The following is an 18,043-nucleotide window of genomic DNA, read 5'->3' as shown; positions in this document are numbered from 1 at the left end:
GGTTGCAGGAGTGTCCCATGCCCCCATTTCAATTACGTTCCGACATGACCCCAAAAGGGGATCAAGCCAATGCGATAACCCAACTTGTCCGTGGTATCGAGCAAGGGGCAGCTTGGCAGACTCTGCTTGGCGTTACCGGTTCCGGTAAAACTTTTACGATGGCAAACATCATCGAACGGTTACAACGCCCCACCTTGATTTTGTCGCACAACAAAACGCTGGCAGCTCAGTTATACGGTGAGTTTCGTAACTTCTTTCCCGACAACGCTGTAGAGTACTTTATCTCCTATTACGATTACTACCAACCGGAAGCGTATGTCCCCTCCTCCGATGTTTATATCGAAAAGGAAACCGAGGTCAACGACGAAATCGACCGATTACGCCTAAAAGCAACGGCAAGCTTGCTCTCCCGCCGCGATGTCGTAATCGTCGCTTCGGTTTCGTGTATTTATGGTTTGGGCAGCCCGGAGACGTTCCGCAATCAATATTTGTTACTGAATGTCGGCGAGGAACGCAGCCGCGAAGAGATCGTAAAACATTTGGTCGACATCTACTACTCGCGCAATAATTTGGAATTATCGCGGGGTGAGTTTCGGGTGCGCGGCGATGTGCTGGAAGTATTGCCTGCCTACGAGCAAGAGATTTACCGGGTAGAGCTGTTCGGTGACACCGTCGAGAAGATTTCCCGTGTCCACCCGTTGACCGGTGAAGTGTTAAGCGTACAAGAATCGCTGATGGTATTCCCTGCGAAGCACTTTGTTACGACACCACCAACGTTGCAGGAAGCATTGAAACGAATCCGCGGCGAGTTGGATGAGCGGATCCGAGACTACAAAGAGGCGGGGAAGCTCTTAGAAGCTCAACGAATCGAGCAACGCTGTAAATACGATATCGAAATGCTGCAAGAGGTGGGATTCTGTAACGGGATCGAAAATTATTCCCGCCACTTATCGCTAAGGAATGCCGGTGACCGTCCGGCTTGTTTGCTCGATTACTTTCCCGACGATATGCTGGTATTCATCGATGAATCCCACGTCACCATTCCTCAAGTGCGCGCGATGTACAATGGCGACCGGAGCCGGAAAGAGACACTGGTAGAGTATGGATTCCGCTTGCCAAGCGCGCTCGATAATCGTCCCCTCAAATTTGAAGAGTGGGAAGCAATCGTCAAGCAAGGCATTTTTGTTTCGGCAACCCCCAGTGATTTTGAATTGGTCAAGTCGGAAGGTGTGGTTGTTGAACAAGTCGTACGTCCAACGGGATTACTCGATCCCATTATCGAGGTCCGCCCCTCCGAACATCAAATTGATGACTTGATTGCCGAAATCCAAGCGGTAACATTACGGGGCGAGCGGATACTGGTTACGACCCTCACGAAACGGATGGCGGAAGACCTTACTACCTACTTAAAAAATGCGGGACTTCGGGTTGAGTATTTACATAGCGATATCGATTCCTTGAAACGGATTGAAATTTTACGTGATTTGCGGTTGGGGCAGTTTGATGTATTAGTGGGGATTAACTTGTTACGGGAAGGACTCGACCTGCCGGAAGTGGCGCTGGTAGCAATTCTTGACGCGGACAAAGAAGGTTTCTTACGCAGTGCGCGTTCCCTGATGCAGACTGCCGGACGAGCCGCCCGAAACAGCGCCGGGAAGGTGCTGTTTTACGCCGATACTATTACCGAAAGTATGCGAAAAGTAATCGAAGAGACGAATCGTCGCCGGGCAAAACAGGAAGAGTACAACCGGGAAAATGACATTACGCCGCAGACGATTCGAAAATCGGTTGAAGATATTCTCATAGGCGTCCGTAATGCCACCAATCGAATCGACGCCCCCGATAAAGCGCAAATCGCTAAAGTCGAATTGAGTGAGTGGGAACGCGAAGAGCTGATCGAACGCTTGGAATCGGAGATGGAAACCGCGGCGCGAAAGCTTGAATTTGAGCGGGCGGCGGCGCTACGAGACCGGATTGCACTATTACGCGGAGAAGCAATCGACATCCTCGGCATTCGTGGTTCGGAGGAAGCGTCACCGGGCGCGAAACAGAATACCGTGAAGCGACTCAAACTGACCGGTGAGACCCGTAAACGGGTTGAGCGGGATAATCGGAAGAAACGGTAATGAGTACATCATTGATCAAACAAGTCGCACTCTACTGGTTTTACATGCTGGTGATTGCATTTACCAATGGGACGATTCGGCAACTGGTCGTTACACCCGTGGTCGGTGATGCGGTCGCCCATATCATCGCATGTGTTGTCGGATGTACCGCATTCTTCTTTCTCATCCGGAGATTTGTCCGGCGCAATCTCTCACAACTTACTGTGCAACGAAGTTGGATGGTCGGTGCAGTTTGGCTGATTGTTACGGTCATATTTGAATTTGGGATGGGACTCAGTACCGGGCGGTCGTGGGAGTTTATGCTGCACGATTACAATCTTCTCGCCGGTCGATTTTGGATATTCATTTTAGCAACCGAACTTGTGATGCCAGTTTTCTTTTACCAGCGATTTTCTAAGCGGAATGCAGGTCAGTCGAAATGACAACAAATCCTAACACGCATGTATTGGTAATCGGTTCCGGCGGACGTGAACACACAATCTGCTGGGCGATGTCGCAATCGAAGCGGAAACCGAAGTTATTCTGCGCGCCCGGCAACGGCGGCACCTCAGAAGTTGCGACCAATCTTCCGGTAAAAGCCGACGATATTGCCGGACTACTGAAAGTCATCGAATCCGAGAAAATTGGTTTCGTGGTGATCGGACCCGAAGCGCCGTTGGTGATCGGACTCTCTGACAAATTGACAGAGTTGGGGATTCCGGTGTTCGGTCCATCGGGAGCGGCAGCTATGTTGGAAGGATCGAAGGCGTTTTCCAAAGAGTTAATGCTGAAGAACAATATTCCGACCGCTCGCTATCAAACCTATACCAATTTCGACGATGCGGTCGACGGCATCGGCGAAGAATTTCCAGTTGTCATCAAAGCCAGCGGTTTAGCCGCTGGAAAAGGGGTTGTCATCGCCCGCAATCAGGAAGAGGCGGAAGCGGTATTGCGTTCGTGGATGCTCGACAAAAAACTGGGAGATGCGGGAAAAGAAATTGTCATCGAACAATTTTTAGTAGGGCAGGAAGTCTCGCTTTTTGTATTAGCTGATGGTGAGACATTTCAGGTATTGCCGCCGGTTCAGGATCATAAGCGGTTGTTGGAAGACGACCGGGGATTCAATACTGGAGGAATGGGATCCTGTGCACCGTCGCCTGTGCTCGATAATAACCTGATGGGAACCGTGGTTTCGCGCATCGTGAAACCGACCCTCGCTGCAATGACGAAAGCCGGAACGCCATTTCGAGGTGTACTGTTCATCGGATTAATCATCTGCAACGGCGAACCCTATGTCCTCGAATACAATGTCCGCTTTGGTGATCCCGAGACCCAATCGCTTCTCCCACTATTGAATTGCGACGTCTTTGAATTGCTGCTCGCTACAGCAACGGGCGAATTGGATGAGTTACAATCGCACAAGAATTGGCTGCCCGATCGTTGGGAATCGTTGGCAAAGAAAGCAACGACCTTATGTGTCGTTTTGGCAGCGCGTGGTTATCCTAATGCACCAAATACCGGTATGCCAATTGAACTAACGCCACCGGAAATTGAACTCTTTCACTTTCATGCCGGGACAACCCGGACGAAAGGTGGTGCGTTAACTGTATGCGGCGGTCGCGTTGTGAGTGTAGTCGCGTTAGGGCATACGATTCTTGAAACCCGGGAACGAGCATACCGGGCGGCTCGCGAAGTGAAATTCGAAGGGAAGATGTACCGGCAGGACATCGGCAGCAGAATGATTACTTCCTTGCATTCCGGCGACGATTCCCGACACGGCGCTTCACTGAGAATTCTCGGCAGTTCGTCGGGAATGCCTTCGGTGAAGCGATACAACTCTTCTTACTGGTTGGAAGTAGAAGGGGACGGTTATTTAATCGACTGTGGCGAAGGGGCGTCCAGAAGCATTTTAGAACAGGGGATTGATCCTCTGACATTACGGGCGGTGTTCATCTCCCATACGCACCCCGACCATGTGGCGGGGTTGCCGATGCTGTTGCAAATGCTTCATCTGCTGGAACGGCGAGACCCGCTTCCGGTTTATTTGCCGTTGGATAAAGTTGCAGTCTTTTCCCAATATCTTGCCCACCTGTATTTGTTGTATCATGTCAATCGGTTTTCTTATCAAGTGAATCTCTCGCCTTTGAGTCTCGAACCTTACGAGGATGAACGGATTCGGTTAGAACCGTTTACTACAACACACCTCGAAAAGTACCGCGAAGCTGCCGAGCCGCTTGGTGTCGGTTGTGTGAGCCAAGGATTTCGATTCATCATCGGCGACCGTATCTTTGTATATCCATCGGACATTCCCAATCTTGATGGTGTGGTAAAGCAATTTGAAAACGCCGATTTACTATTGATTGAAACAACGCACATTCATCCATTCCGGACGGCGGAAACGGCACGCGACTTAAAAATTCCCCGGGTAGTATTGACCCACATTCCCCCCCACCGGGAGAATGCAGTCGACGAATGGCGGGCATTAGGCGTGAAGTATCAAATTCCGTGGTTTGAAGTAGCACACGATGGATTAAAGGTGAGCTTTTAATGGTGATCGATTCTTCCATGGATCTCGAATCGGGAACGGCAAGACTGTTGCCGCATCGAACAGCTTCTGCCACATCAGGGCTCGAAGAACTTCCGATTCTGATTGGAAGATCAGATGCTTTGAAAGCGGTAAGAACTCTAATCGAGCAAGTCGCTCCGATGGACGTTCCCGTGTTGATTTCCGGCGAATCGGGCACCGGCAAGGAAGTGGTTGCCCGGCTATTGCATCTGCAATCACACCGGAAGCAAGGCGCATTCGTTCCGGTAAATTGCGGGGCGATTCCAGAAGGATTATTCGAATCGGAAATGTTCGGCGCAGTGCGCGGCGCTTATACCGGATCCGAACGAAACCGGGCGGGTTTGTTTGAACAAGCGCACAAGGGAACGTTGTTATTGGACGAAATCGGCGAAATGCCGATGACGATGCAAGTGAAATTATTGCGCGTATTAGAAACCGGGGAAGTTACACGGGTCGGCGGTAACGATTCGATGAAAGTCGATTTTCGATTGGTTTCGTCTACGAACCGTGACTTAGCGTTTGAAACTTCCCATGAGAAATTTCGTCACGATTTGTATTACCGGATTCGTGCCGTACAGATCGAATTGCCACCTTTACGGGAGCGGCCGGAGGATATTCCTCCTCTGATCGATATGTTTACTGCGCAATTTATGAAGCGTAACCGGACACCACCGGTCGAATGGTCTTCTTCCGCTTTGCACTGGCTTTCCGACCAACGGTGGGAGGGGAATGTCCGGGAGTTGCGATGGTTCATCGAAGGATATTTATCGTTAGATCGATCAGGCGGAATGGTGACTGTCGAGCGGGTGCAACCTTTTTTTGCAAAGTTGGTGCCAACATCCAAACGGCTCCCGGTGCTGGTTTCCCGCTCAAACGATTCCTATCCCTCGGAACCGGGATACGATGCGGAATTGAATGCCTCGCCGATCCGGATGGAGTTGCAAGAACTGAAACGGGAAGTTCGCGAGTTAAAAGGCATGGTGGCGACAGCGTTATTGCGGCAAGAAGAAAGCCGGATCGCGAAGGCACCACCGCCTACCGAAATTCCTTTCTTCCCGACAGTGAAGGAGCGGGAAGAAGATGCAATACGTGATGCGCTTCGGTTTGCCAATGGGAATCGCCGTGATGCCGCGATGAGGCTCGGAATTTCCGAACGGACGCTATACCGAAAATTGCGGCAACTAAATCTGCATGTCCATTAGTCGGTGTTTTTGGTTTCATGACGTTTCAATCTTGTTAGCCCGGACAATCTTTAAATCGAGTATAATGTGAAGGTTTGGATTTCTCTTCTTCTCCTATTGTCGTTTCAATTGTCGGGGTGTTTCCGGTATAGCTTTACCGGAACGGTGCCACCACACTTGAAGACAGTCGCAATTCCGACTTTGGAAGACCGAACGTCAGAGTTTGGTTTACGCGAATCATTAACCGATGCGTTGATTGGCTCCTACCGGAAAGATAATACTTTGCGGGTTGTTGATGTCGCCCGCGCCGATGCTGTGGTAAGCGGTGAAATTCTATCGGTTTCCGAAGCGCCATATACTTTTACTGCGAGTGAAACGATTACCGAGTATAGGGTCACCGTCAATGTCAATGTTCGTTTCGTAGACAAAGTCAAAGCGAAAGTTATCTTTGAAGCACCGATTTCGGCGTGGGGGACCTATAATTTTGCCAATGAAGGAACTGCCGGACGGCAGAAGGCGGTCGATGCCGCAGTACAGAAACTTGCAGACGATATCGTCGCAAAAACATTGTCGGGGTGGTAATGCTGTTTGACGATTTACTGCAAATCACTAACGATCCGCTATCGTTGAAGCGCACGGAAATGCTGGCGGTCGCGTCGCGTTTACGGCACCGAGGCATCGGCGTGCTACCTGTCGAGACAGTATACGTGTTACTCGGCTTGGCGGATGACCGCGAGATTCTGAATCGGATGTACGATATTTGTCAATATCCAGTGTCGTTACGAAAGCAGCGCCCGTTTGGAATTCTGGTATCGTCGCTACAAATGTTAACCCGTTATACTGAAAAGCTCCCGGCGGAAACGATCCGGCTGTTAAGTCGCCTTTTCCCCGGTCCGTTAACAGTTGTTTTGAACGCCAACGATGAGGTGCCGCCGTGGATGTGCGACCCGAAACACCGGATTGCTGTCCGCATTCCCCAACACCCGTTAGCGTTGCAATTGGCACGCGAATTAGATCGACCCCTCTCGCTTGCGCGAGCGAGTGTCTATCCGAAAGAGGGACCACGCGCTGTCGAAGGGATCGCCCCAGATTGGAAGAAGCAACTTGATTTTGTTTGGGACGGCGGAACGACGCCGATGGGGAAGCACACGACAATCATCGAGCTAAACGATCATACTCTCCGGTTACAACGCTCCGGAGCATACCCTTTCGACGAGTTAAAAATTGTTTGTGATTCTGAAGGATTCCAGTTCGATTGGTCGACGGAAGAAGCGACGAAGCAGGATGCACTCAATGTGTTGATTTTATGTACCGGTAACATTTGCCGGAGTGCAATGGCTGAGCATTTGTTGCGGGCAAAACTGCAGCATGAGAAGCATCCCCATATCAAAGTTAAATCGGCAGGAACGGCAACGATGGGTGGTTCGGCGGTGTTGCCTCAAACCGAAGCTGTCTTGTCGGAAATCGGGATTGATGTTACACATCATCGTTCACAACCGGTTACCCGAAAGTTGATCTCCGAAGCGGATATTATCCTCGGAATGACACGGGAACATCTCGATGCGATATGGGATAGACTGCCTGAAGACAATGAACCGGAACTCGGATTGCTGGCAAGCTGGCCTGCCACATCCCGGGACGCCGATAAGGAAATCGACGATCCTTACGGTATGAGTATCGAGATTTACCGGCAATATCGAGACCAGATTGCCAAGGAAATCGATCGAATTTATCCTGAATTACACGAGCGTTCGCAAGCACAATATGCATTATGAGTAGTCAATTGCAGTCTCTTTTATTTTGTCGGCAGGATCGATTAGGCGACGTCATGTTGTCGCTCCCGTTGGCGGCAGCCGTGAAAAAGAAAGACCCATCGATCCGGATCGGTTTCTTAGTTAACCAAGGAATCGGCGATTTAGTTGCAACTTGTCGTGAAGTCGATGACGTTTGGGAAGCTGCTCCCGGCAGTAAACTCGATAAAACGAAATTGCGGGAGTGGGATACCGTCGTGGCGCTTTGGCCGAACCGCGCGTTGGCGTGGCAGCTCTTTACCGCTCGCATACCCCGTCGAGTCGGTACCGGACGCCGGGCATACAGCGTGTTTTTCAACGAGAAGATTCCTCTGCACCGCCATGCCAGCGGAAAACATGAGACCACACTCAATTTTGAATTACTCGATGGAATTCTGCGAACCGATCACGCAGCCCGCCCCACCTTTACCGTGCCCGGCGTAGCGTTACAAGAGATTTCCGAGCGTCTCACTCAATTGGGCGTATTGCCGTCCTACCGGCTCGCAGTGCTGCATCCCGGTTCTGGCGGCTCCAGCCGCGATTGGCCAATCGAAAACTTTGAAGCCGTAGCCGAAATTCTCCACAAACGAAGCGATACCTTTGTTGTGATTACCGGCAGTCGGGAAGAGCGTAAGCTCGCAGCGCAAATCGCGAAATTGAATCCGAAGAAAATCGTTCCATTTGCCGGGGACACGACTCTACTACAGTTGCAAGCGTTACTGTCGCTTTCCTCGCTATGCATCGCCAATTCGACCGGTCCACTACATCTTGCGAATGCACTTGGCGTACCGACCATTGGCGTTTTTCCCCCGCTCGCGGATTGCGGGCCAGAACGCTGGGGTGTCTTGGATCACCCGGAGCGTTCGTTATTGCCGGAATTTCCCGACACTGATTGTCCCTTTTGCAAAGAATTCTCCTGTCCGAAAGGACAATGTATGGGACTCATTTCCCCGGAACGGATACTGGAGATTGCCGAGCCGTTGTTGGGGAACGAACCAATCTGGTCGACCAAGTTTCAAACACGATGCGCTGGACAATAATCCAAACCGCATTTCTTGGCGATGTCGTGCTCACGCTTCCCTTACTGGAAGAAATCCAATCGCGTTGGCAAGGCAGTGAGTTGCAGTTTATCTGCCGCCCCGAAGCGGCTTCGGTCATCGAAACCGCACCCGGTATCATCGATGTCGCGGTCTACGATAAACGGGGAAAACAAGCGGGGCTAAGCGGCTGGCTCACAATTTGCAATCGCATCCGGAATTTTCAACCGGAACTTGTTTTATGTCCCCATCGCTCAGTACGCAGTGTGTTGCTTGCTGGCTGCTCCAGTGCTCGTGAACGCATCGGATACGATCGCGCCGTCCGGGTGCCCGGTTTCACAAAACGGGTGAAGTATCGGAAGGATGTCCACGAAACCGCTCGGTTACTGGATTTATTGACACCGCTTACCAATGTCCTCGGCGTACCGCGCATCCCGAATATTCATTTGACAGATGCGGATCGAGCACGAGCCGATGCTATGATACCTGCCGGTTCCGGAAAATGGGTAGCCATCGCGCCGGGGGCAGTTTGGCATACGAAGAAGTACCCCACTGACCGGTATGCCCGAGTTGCCGCATTGCTTTCCCAGCAAGGGTATCGCATCGTTACCATCGGCGGACCCGACGACAAGCAGTTATGCGAACAAGTCGCTTCGGCTGGTAAAGGAATTGCATGCGGTGGGTTGCTTTCGCCGCGGGAGTCGGCAGCGGTACTAGCGAAATGCGCTGCGTTACTTACGAATGATTCCGCTCCCTTACACTTAGGGCAGGCGGTCGGAACGCCGACTATCGCCATCTTCGGTGCGACGGTTCCCGGCTTTGGCTTTGGGCCACAAGCGCCGTTCGATGAAGTGATTGGGATCGAGCTTTCCTGTCGGCCTTGTGCTATTCACGGTGGAAATCAATGCCCGATGAAGCATTTCCGCTGTATGTTAAATCTCGCACCGGAACAAGTTGCCACAATCGTCGATCAGACCATTCAACGCACGAGCGTTCTGCGATGAATACCACTGGAAAACCGCCCCGGATCGTTCTTACCGCTACTGAAACCGGTGTGAAAGCGGTATGCCGTTATTGGCTTGGGTTGGGAAGATTACTCGAGTTGGGGAGTTTTACCCCGTTCTATATTTTTCCCGAAAACGACCCACTCGTATCGATTGCTCGTACGATGGGATACCGGGTGGAAGAGATCGAACCGGAAAAACGAGCGCGTAATTGGGAAGTGCTTCGTGATCATCCGATTGCATCGGTGTTAACCGATTCGCTCGATTCGATTCCGTGGTTGCAAAAACAGCTCCCGTGGATAAAGCCGGAACAGTTCCGGTTGGTTGTCCCAATCTTACAACGTACTCAGCGCGGTTGGTTCTCCCATAAACACGGTGTCCTGTATGGCAGTCCCGACGCCGTTCGTGAGCAAACCGATTTGTGGATGCCGCTGTTGCCAGAACCGGTTTGGATTTCCGAAGCGCGCGCCAACGACTGGTATGCCATGAATTCGCTCGATGTAAGTAAACCGGTGGTGTATATTCCGGTTAGCGCCGAGCGGCTTCATCTTTGTTACCATTACTTCGATGCGATTGAAATTGCACTAACGATTCATCCGAATCTTGTATTTGCGATTGGTTGTGCAATATTACCGAGTAGCTTTGAACCGATTGCCGAGTATTTTTTGAAGTATGGCGCGGGGCGGGTAGTACCGGTTTCAACTGACCGTGAGGCGGACACCATCTGGTCAGCGGCTTCGCTGCTTTGGCAAATTGATTCCGATGGCAACGATGGGTTTGAACCGTTGGTTATTGCGAACCGGGTTGGGTTACCTTCGTTGTTATCCGACGATGTAGCCCATCGGCAATGGGTCGCGGCGGGATTTGGCAACGAAGTGATCTCGACCAGTTTCCCCCAGCGGTGGGCGGATTCGACAATAGAGTGGTTGCAGAAGAATAGCTGGGAATTGCGCCGGGAGCGGATTCGCCATCATCGGGAAGACTGGAGTGAGCGTCGGCAAGCCGAACGGTTGCTGCACTGGCTCGGTTGGCAACTTCGCGACGAGCAATAATGCTCGCACTTTACAGTTGGTAGCGTCAGGCGTCCTCGCCTGTGCAGTAGGGGCGTATGGCATACACCCTAAACAGTTGAGAAATGCAAATCCAAAGAAATTTCCGTGGAGAAACCTACGAAGTTATCCGTTGCCATGATTGCGCATAACGAAGCGAAGTTGATTCGGGAGACCCTCGAGTCGACTCGCTTTGCTGACGAGTGGATTGTCGTCGATACCGAATCGGACGACGATACGGCGGCGACTGCGCGACAATTCGGGGCAACGGTTTTAACGCGACCTAATGTCAACAATCTCAACATCAATAAGAATATCGCAATCGATTCTTGTACCGGGGATTGGGTGCTTTATCTCGATGCCGATGAGCGCATTTCAGAAGCAAGTAAACAGGAACTACTCGATGTGATGGAACATGGAGATTGCGACGCTTACTTTTTTCCCCGCTTGAATTTCATTCTTGGACGCGCTACCCGTTATGGCGGAGGCTATCCCGATTGGCAATTGCGATTATTCAAACGTGGAAAATTTCGATTCCCGGAAAAGCATATCCATGAACGCGTCGCCGGCGAAGGGAAGATCGGGAAACTGATGAATCCCCTTATCCACGAAACCTATCCGGAAACCATTCTCTTGCTCCGGAAGTTACAATTTAACGCCCATTTCGAAGCGCAATACGCTTGGCAAAACGGACTGCGCCCGTCGGTCGGTTTGGCATGGCAGTGGCTATTCTGGAAACCGTTTTCCCGGACGGTTGAACGGTTCCTTTTCAAATTGGGTTTCCTAAACGGTTTCGCCGGGGTAACTTCGTGCGCGTTCGATGCAATGAACTTCATCGTCCGCTACTTATATTTAGTGGAATGGGCGCGTCATCCCGACCGCGCTCCGAAATAATTTATGAAAATTGCACTTGTACACGACTGGTTGACCGGAATGCGCGGCGGGGAGAAAGTTCTCGACGCGATTTGTGAATTGGTCGGTCCTGCCGATCTCTATACTTTGCTCCTTGCACCGGATAAGGTGTGGGGACGCATCACCGAGAATCGCATTCACACCAGTTTTATTCAACGGTTACCGTTCGCTAAGGAACGGTACCGCTATTACTTGCCGTTTTTTCCCGCCGCCATCGAAAGTTTCGATTTATCGCAGTACGATTTGGTGTTATCAACCTCCCATGCTGTCGCGAAAGGTGTCCTTTCCCGTTCCGATGCGTTGCATGTCAGCTATATCCACACCCCGATGCGGTATGTCTGGGAGCTGTTTTGGGAATATTTCGGCGATTACCGGCACGGCAATGTGTATCGGTTAGCAGTGACCATGGCGGCGCGCCGGTTGCGGGAATGGGACGTTATCAGCGCTTCGCGGGCAGATCATTATCTCGCCAACAGCCATCATGTCCGCCGCCGCATCAACCACCACTGGCGCCGCGAAGCCGAAGTTGTCTACCCGCCCGTGGAAACCGAACGTTTTACATTAGGGAAACAATCGGGTGGGTATTATCTCGTGGTGACATCGCTCGTACCTTACAAACGGGTCGATTTAGCAATCCAAGCCGCCAATAAACTCGGCAAGAAATTGGTTATCGTTGGCGATGGTCCCGAAAAAAAGAATCTCCAGAAGATTGCCGGACCGACGATTCATTTTCACGGGCCGGTTGAGAGCAATGAATTGAATCAATTGTATGGCGAAGCGACGGCATTGCTGTTTCCCGGCGAAGAGGATTTCGGAATCGTACCGGTGGAAGCGATGGCGACCGGGACTCCGGTGGTGGCGTTTGCCCGCGGCGGTGCGATGGAAACTGTGGTAATTCCGAAACGAGCCAAACGGGATCGGCTTCCAGTAACGGGTGCCGGTTTTCCTGAACAGACATTAGAATCGTTACTTACCGGGATTGCCGAATTGGATACTTTGGAATTGGATCGCGAAAAAATCCGCTCGGTAGCAATGCAATTCGACCGCAAGAAGTTTATGCAGCGTTATTCTTCTGCGATAGCGAGTCGCTGGATCCTCCATGGCGGCGACGCCAGTGACCTACCCCAACGAATCTGCGAAGAAGCTGGTACTATCGGAGATTCCGGACGTGACTGAGCGGATGACAGGTTTTCAACGCGGTCACGGACGCACTCGTTTGTTTGCTGTACCGGTCTTAGCGTTGCTATTTGATTGCATCGGTGTATGGGCGGCATTCGAGTTGGCATTTTATGTTCGCTTTCTGAGTCCACTCACCAAATGGTTTCCTGTTACGTTAGGTGTACCCCGCCGCGAAACAATCTACATCGCAACCGTATTCGGTGCCGTTGCGCTGTTACTGTTGCTGGCTCGCCGTGGATTTTATCGTTTTCTGCCGGGACGCGGGTTCCGTGACGATTTACCGATGCTACTCAAGCAAATCGTGGTCGCATGGGTGTTGTTAATCGCGGCAAATTTCTTCTATCGCGATGATACTTGGTCGCGGCTCATGTACTTGATCTTGTTGCTGAGCTGGATCATTACTGGCGCCATATCACGCTGGCTGTTGTTCCGCGTGAAGCGGGGGCTTCATCTCCGCGGTCGGGGGATGCTACGGACGGCATTAGTTGGCTATGGCGAATCGGCGGAAGTGTTGGCGGAGCGGTTAACACATTTACACTCGAATGGAATCGATTACGTCGGTTGGATTGGTTCGACCTCTGATCCCGCAATGCCTTCCAACCAACGATTGGGCGATTTCAGTGAATTGGATAAACTATTGGAACGTAATCAAATCGAGCGAGTCGTGGTTGCCGTTCCCGATAGTGAATTAGACCGACTCGATCAAGTGGTGGAGCGCCTCACCGGACAAAACATCGAAGTAGCCTACGTTCCGGTAAAATTGCAACAACTAACTTCTCGAGTCGAAACCCGCGACATAGGTGGTGTAACCGTCCTTGAACTGAAAGCGGTTCCACTGAGTGGTTGGAATGCTGTGATGAAGCGCACGTTCGACTTTTCCTTATCGGGAATCTTTCTGTTTCTACTGTCACCGGTCTTTTTCCTCGTATCAATACTTGTAAAGCTTAGCAGTCCCGGACCGGTTTTTTATGGACAGGAGCGGGTGACGATGAACGGCCGGACATTCAAATGCTGGAAGTTTCGTTCGATGCGTAGTGATGCCGAGAAAGGTTCCGGGGCGGTGTGGGCAGTGAAAAACGATCCTCGGGTCACTCCGATTGGAAAATTTCTCCGGCGTAGCTCCATCGATGAGTTGCCTCAGTTATGGAACATCTTTACTGGTGACATGTCGTTTGTGGGACCACGCCCGGAGCGGCCGGTTTTTGTTAATCAGTTCTCGCAGGAAGTTCCGCGCTATCATGAACGCCACCGTGTTCGAACTGGCTTGACCGGATGGGCACAGGTGACTGGTTTGCGGGGACAAGCGCCGATTACCGTTCGTACGACAGCCGATTTGTTTTATGTCGAAAATTGGTCGTTTGGTCTCGATTTGAAAATTATTCTAATGACCTTTTATGCCGTCATTTGGGGTGAAGATGCCTACTAACCGGCACACATTTCTATCAATACAAAGCATTCCGGTACGACAACTTGTCATATTCGCAATGCTGTTGTTATACACCTGTAGCTATGCCGACGATAGTCTGCAAGTCAAGATTACCGAGATCGAGCGACCAGTTGTCAACAATGCGTTTAAGGTCGGCGAGAAACTGGTTTTCTCAGTGGAATTCGGCGCGGTGGTCGCGGGTACCGCTACCTTGGAAGTGTTATCGGTCGTTCCGGTAGAGGGGAGAAATGCGTACCTGCTGCGGGCAGAAGCGAAATCGTCGAAAGGTTTCGATATCATCTACCGGGTACGCGACCGGATGGAAAGTTATGTCGATACGGCATGGTTTCGCACCCTCAAGTTTGTGAAAAAATTGCGCGAAGGAAATTACAAAGACGAGAAAGTTGTCGAGTACAATCACAAGACGAGAAAAGCGACGACTTTCAGTTGGGGAAAGGATGTTCAGGAAACCGATTTTGATTCCTTGACGGTCGATGTCCTCTCTTCGCTTTACTTGGTTCGCTTGATGCCGTTAGCGGTGGGAGAACCGGTTTTCTTCCCGGTTCATGATATTACTAAGCGGTATCCACTAATGGTGGAAGTGCAGAAAAAAGAGCGGATTACCGTTCCAGCGGGCTCCTTCGATTGTCTCGTGGTCGAACCGAAATTGCAATCGGAAGGCATCTTTAAACGCAAAGGCCGAATCTGGGTATGGCTTACCAACGATGAACGCCGGATGCCGGTCAAGATGACAAGCGAGCTTCCGTTCGGTTCCATCGTCTGTAATCTGATGAGCTACTAAGTAAACCACTTTTGTGGGAAGAATCGCTTATCATCGTAAGAATTGTTGCGGGCAGGCGGAATGTCTGCCCGTTTTCATTGTAGTTTGAAAAAAACTTACCTATTTTCATCGGACAGAGTAACAAGGAAACGGAATCGCCATGATTCTCATTACCGGAGCCACCGGTTTCATCGGCAGTGCGCTTGTTTGGGAGCTGAATCGTCGGGGTCGCACCGATCTGATTTTAGTCGACCGCTTCGGTTGCGCTGACAAGTTTCAAAACTTGCTTGGCGTTAAGTACGCGCAGTTTGTCGATCGTGCGCAGTTATTTGAATTTCTCGAGACCGCACCGTGGCGCAATCAAATCGATACGGTGTTTCATATCGGCGCCAATGCCGATACGACTGGTACCGATGCCGATTTTTATCTGCACTGGAACGTCGAGTATTCGCGTAAACTGTGCGATTGGTCGCTAGCCCATAGCGCTCGTTTTCTCTATGCCTCTTCGGCGGCGGTGTATGGCGATGGTTCGCAGGGCTTCTCCGACGATCCGGCACTGCACTACAAGTTGAAACCGCTTAATGTGTACGGATTCTCAAAATGGTTGTTCGATCACTACGTCATTGAGAATCATCTCCTTGATCAAGTAGCCGGGTTCCGGTTCTTTAATGTGTTCGGACCGAATGAATATCACAAAGGAAGAATGGCAAGCGTAATCCTTCATGCCCATCCACAGGTTCGCGATACCGGGAAAATCCGGTTGTTTGAATCACATCGACCTGATTTTCATCATGGCGAACAGTCGCGCGATTTCATTTATGTGAAGGAAGTATTGGCGGCATTGCTGTTTGCTTATGAGCATCCAACCGTGAAGGGCATTTTTAATCTTGGTACTGGGCGCGCACACAGTTTCAATCAGTTGGCAGCCGCGGTGTTTGCCGCTTTTGATTTGCAGCCGAACATCGAGTATTTTCCGATGCCGGAAGATCTCCGCAATCGTTACCAATACTACACTTGTGCGGACATGGCGAAGCTGCAATCGTTCGGTTTCCCGGCGTTCCCGGATGATTTTGCATCGTATGTGAAAGAGTACGTTGCAGACTACTTGATTCCGCATAAACACCTTGCCGATTCTTCGAAGTAACTAATATGATAAATCTGAAACCAGTTGAATTGCTTGATCGCTGCCACGGTTTGCACATCGCTGTGGTCGGCGATCTCATGCTCGACCGTTATCTGGTCGGGAAAGTTGAACGGATATCGCCGGAAGCGCCGGTCCCCATAGTCGACGTACGCGATGAGTTCATTCTCCCGGGTGGAGCGGCGAATGTATTGCAAAATATTTCCGCAGTCGGCGCGATTCCGGAACCATTTGGTGTAATCGGCGAAGATACCGACGGTGTCGAGCTGCGGCAGCTGCTCGAGAATTTCGGTTGTGAGACCGACGGCATCGTTGCCGTAACCGACCGTCCGACAACCGTGAAAACTCGCGTATTAGCCGATTCTCACCACGTCGTCCGGTTCGACCGCGAACACCGCAGCGATATTTCCGATGCGATTGGCAAACTACTTGTCACGAAGTTGCGCGAACGAATCGCGACCGGAGAGATCAAAGCGGTAATCTTGCAGGATTACAACAAAGGCGTATTGCGAACGAGCGTAATCCGGGAAGCGATTGCAATCGCCCGCGAAAAAAATGTTCCCGTGCTCGTTGATCCAAAACAAAAGAACTTCTTTGAGTATATTGGCGTCACCGTTTTCAAACCGAACCTTCGGGAAATGAAAACCTCCTTGAACTTCGCGATGGAAAACGAGAATGGTCTCTTGGATGGGATGCGAAAACTCCGGGAGTTATTGCAAGCTTCCTACATATTGTTAACTCGCGGAGCGCAAGGTATGACGTTGCACAGCGAGTTGGATACCTTGTCGATTCCGACCGAAGCGCGGAAAGTTGCCGATGTTTCCGGGGCGGGCGATACCGTTATCGCTATCATGGCAACGGTTATGGCGGCTGGCGGCGATGCGTTTTCTGCCGCGAGAATCGCGAATTGCGCCGCTGGAATCGTCGTCGGCGAAGTCGGCGCGGTCCCGGTGAAAATCGAGGATTTGCGCGAAGCGGTTTCACAGCTATAACTTTCCAAGTTTGGAGAGGGAAGCCAAGGGCGCTTAGCTCAGCTGGTTAGAGCGCTGGTCTCACATACCAGAGGTCACAAGTTCAAGTCTTGTAGCGCCCACCCAAAGCCCGACATTCGTCGGGCTGCTTTGTCAATGACACGCCCACTGGACAATCTGGACAGTGTGATAGTGTCACTATTGCTTTATTGAGAGAGTTATGTACGAACCGCGCATCCTGTCTTGGGAACAAGCGGCGGCGTTACGCCACCAGTATCGAAAAACCGGCGATTCGCTCGTTATGACCAACGGCGTATTCGACGTTCTCCATCGCGGCCATGCCGAATATCTGGCAAAGGCAGCGGAGTATGGCAATCATTTATGGATAGCCTTGAACTCCGATGAATCGGTACGTCGCTTGAAAGGAGATAAACGGCCATTGGTGTCGCTACTCGACCGGGCATATTTGTTGAACGCATTTCGTTTCGTCGACGGGATTGTACCGTTCGATCAAGATACGCCCCGCGAATTGTATGCCTTGTTGTTGCCCGATGTTTTAGTGAAAGGCGCCGATTATACGGTCGACCAAATCGCCGGGGCGAAGGAAGTTATCGCGAATGGCGGGCGGGTCGAACGAGTGGACTTGATCCCGGAAAAATCGACCACCGGATTAATCGAACGAATCATCGAACGATACGGTAAGGGAGCATAAGCAGGAGCATGTTCGAACAACTTACCGAACGGTTGGAAGGTTTCTTCAAGAAACTGCGCGGCGGCGGACGTTTAACCGAAGAACAAGTCGGCGAAACCCTGCGCGAAGTGCGGAAAATATTGCTGGAAGCCGACGTCAACTTGAATGTCGCGAAGGATTTTGTCGACCGCATTCAGATGAAGGCTATCG

16 protein-coding genes, 1 tRNA gene and 1 pseudogene are annotated in these 18,043 nt (G+C 51.2%); all 18 read left to right on the top strand.

Annotated features, from left to right (window positions below):
* Positions 1–17 precede the first annotated feature (17 nt).
* Positions 18–1,994 (top strand): annotated as a pseudogene (gene uvrB / locus OEM52_03755) (excinuclease ABC subunit UvrB).
* Between the two features lie 131 nt (positions 1,995–2,125).
* A complete protein-coding gene (locus OEM52_03750; GenBank protein ID MDK9699252.1) occupies positions 2,126–2,548 on the top strand; it encodes a hypothetical protein in 423 nt (140 codons plus the stop codon).
* Complete coding sequence (gene purD, locus OEM52_03745; protein MDK9699251.1) at positions 2,545–4,653, top strand: phosphoribosylamine--glycine ligase; 2,109 nt, start codon at positions 2,545–2,547, stop codon at positions 4,651–4,653. Before OEM52_03750 ends, purD begins: the two co-directional genes overlap by 4 nt.
* A 17-nt stretch (positions 4,654–4,670) precedes the next feature.
* Positions 4,671–5,873: a sigma-54 dependent transcriptional regulator gene (locus tag OEM52_03740; GenBank protein ID MDK9699250.1), complete on the top strand. Its 1,203-nt coding sequence runs from the start codon at positions 4,671–4,673 to the stop codon at positions 5,871–5,873.
* Between the two features lie 66 nt (positions 5,874–5,939).
* On the top strand, positions 5,940–6,434 hold the full coding sequence (gene lptE, locus OEM52_03735; GenBank protein MDK9699249.1) for an LPS assembly lipoprotein LptE: 495 nt from the start codon (positions 5,940–5,942) through the stop codon (positions 6,432–6,434).
* On the top strand, positions 6,434–7,627 hold the full coding sequence (locus tag OEM52_03730) for a Sua5/YciO/YrdC/YwlC family protein (protein MDK9699248.1): 1,194 nt from the start codon (positions 6,434–6,436) through the stop codon (positions 7,625–7,627). The genes lptE and OEM52_03730 overlap by 1 nt, the downstream gene beginning before the upstream one ends.
* An 8-nt stretch (positions 7,628–7,635) precedes the next feature.
* Complete coding sequence (locus OEM52_03725) at positions 7,636–8,682, top strand: glycosyltransferase family 9 protein (protein ID MDK9699247.1); 1,047 nt, start codon at positions 7,636–7,638, stop codon at positions 8,680–8,682.
* Entirely contained in the window at positions 8,667–9,683 is a 1,017-nt protein-coding gene (locus OEM52_03720; GenBank protein ID MDK9699246.1) for a glycosyltransferase family 9 protein, read from the top strand. The genes OEM52_03725 and OEM52_03720 overlap by 16 nt, the downstream gene beginning before the upstream one ends.
* On the top strand, positions 9,680–10,735 hold the full coding sequence (locus OEM52_03715) for a hypothetical protein (GenBank protein MDK9699245.1): 1,056 nt from the start codon (positions 9,680–9,682) through the stop codon (positions 10,733–10,735). The genes OEM52_03720 and OEM52_03715 overlap by 4 nt, the downstream gene beginning before the upstream one ends.
* 105 nt (positions 10,736–10,840) lie before the next feature.
* A complete protein-coding gene (locus OEM52_03710) occupies positions 10,841–11,626 on the top strand; it encodes a glycosyltransferase family 2 protein (GenBank protein ID MDK9699244.1) in 786 nt (261 codons plus the stop codon).
* A gap of 3 nt (positions 11,627–11,629) precedes the next feature.
* Positions 11,630–12,820 (top strand): glycosyltransferase, encoded by a 1,191-nt coding sequence (locus OEM52_03705; GenBank protein MDK9699243.1) that lies wholly within the window; start codon positions 11,630–11,632, stop codon positions 12,818–12,820.
* Positions 12,744–14,249 (top strand): undecaprenyl-phosphate glucose phosphotransferase, encoded by a 1,506-nt coding sequence (locus OEM52_03700; GenBank protein MDK9699242.1) that lies wholly within the window; start codon positions 12,744–12,746, stop codon positions 14,247–14,249. Before OEM52_03705 ends, OEM52_03700 begins: the two co-directional genes overlap by 77 nt.
* A complete protein-coding gene (locus OEM52_03695; protein ID MDK9699241.1) occupies positions 14,239–15,051 on the top strand; it encodes a DUF3108 domain-containing protein in 813 nt (270 codons plus the stop codon). Before OEM52_03700 ends, OEM52_03695 begins: the two co-directional genes overlap by 11 nt.
* Positions 15,052–15,190: 139 nt before the next feature.
* Entirely contained in the window at positions 15,191–16,174 is a 984-nt protein-coding gene (gene rfaD / locus OEM52_03690; GenBank protein ID MDK9699240.1) for an ADP-glyceromanno-heptose 6-epimerase, read from the top strand.
* A 5-nt stretch (positions 16,175–16,179) separates the two neighbouring features.
* The gene (rfaE1, locus tag OEM52_03685; protein ID MDK9699239.1) at positions 16,180–17,163 is read left to right on the top strand and encodes a D-glycero-beta-D-manno-heptose-7-phosphate kinase; all 984 of its coding nucleotides are present in this window, start codon (positions 16,180–16,182) and stop codon (positions 17,161–17,163) included.
* Positions 17,164–17,190: 27 nt separating this feature from the next.
* Positions 17,191–17,264 (top strand) — tRNA-Val (locus tag OEM52_03680).
* Between the two features lie 98 nt (positions 17,265–17,362).
* Positions 17,363–17,854 carry an adenylyltransferase/cytidyltransferase family protein gene (locus OEM52_03675; GenBank protein ID MDK9699238.1) on the top strand — a complete coding sequence of 164 codons (492 nt, stop codon included), beginning with the start codon at positions 17,363–17,365 and terminating at the stop codon, positions 17,852–17,854.
* A gap of 8 nt (positions 17,855–17,862) precedes the next feature.
* Positions 17,863–18,043, top strand: a 181-nt coding sequence (locus OEM52_03670; GenBank protein ID MDK9699237.1) for a signal recognition particle receptor subunit alpha, incomplete at its 3' end; no start/stop codon positions are given.

Source organism: bacterium (genome assembly GCA_030247525.1).
GTDB lineage: Bacteria > Electryoneota > JAOADG01 > JAOADG01 > JAOADG01 > JAOTSC01.
The sequence above is the reverse complement of the archived record's forward strand: the minus strand, read 5'-3'. Positions and strand labels throughout refer to the sequence as shown.

What these genes read in the sequence shown, in the direction of transcription:
- OEM52_03750 (MDK9699252.1), top strand. Translation starts at nt 2,126, where the DNA reads ATGAGTACATCATTGATCAAACAAGTCGCACTCTACTGGTTTTACATG.
- purD (MDK9699251.1), top strand. Translation starts at nt 2,545, where the DNA reads ATGACAACAAATCCTAACACGCATGTATTGGTAATCGGTTCCGGCGGA.
- OEM52_03740 (MDK9699250.1), top strand. Translation starts at nt 4,671, where the DNA reads ATGGATCTCGAATCGGGAACGGCAAGACTGTTGCCGCATCGAACAGCT.
- OEM52_03730 (MDK9699248.1), top strand. Translation starts at nt 6,434, where the DNA reads ATGCTGTTTGACGATTTACTGCAAATCACTAACGATCCGCTATCGTTG.
- OEM52_03720 (MDK9699246.1), top strand. Translation starts at nt 8,667, where the DNA reads ATGCGCTGGACAATAATCCAAACCGCATTTCTTGGCGATGTCGTGCTC.
- OEM52_03715 (MDK9699245.1), top strand. Translation starts at nt 9,680, where the DNA reads ATGAATACCACTGGAAAACCGCCCCGGATCGTTCTTACCGCTACTGAA.
- OEM52_03705 (MDK9699243.1), top strand. Translation starts at nt 11,630, where the DNA reads ATGAAAATTGCACTTGTACACGACTGGTTGACCGGAATGCGCGGCGGG.
- OEM52_03700 (MDK9699242.1), top strand. Translation starts at nt 12,744, where the DNA reads ATGGCGGCGACGCCAGTGACCTACCCCAACGAATCTGCGAAGAAGCTG.
- OEM52_03695 (MDK9699241.1), top strand. Translation starts at nt 14,239, where the DNA reads ATGCCTACTAACCGGCACACATTTCTATCAATACAAAGCATTCCGGTA.
- rfaD (MDK9699240.1), top strand. Translation starts at nt 15,191, where the DNA reads ATGATTCTCATTACCGGAGCCACCGGTTTCATCGGCAGTGCGCTTGTT.
- rfaE1 (MDK9699239.1), top strand. Translation starts at nt 16,180, where the DNA reads ATGATAAATCTGAAACCAGTTGAATTGCTTGATCGCTGCCACGGTTTG.
- OEM52_03675 (MDK9699238.1), top strand. Translation starts at nt 17,363, where the DNA reads ATGTACGAACCGCGCATCCTGTCTTGGGAACAAGCGGCGGCGTTACGC.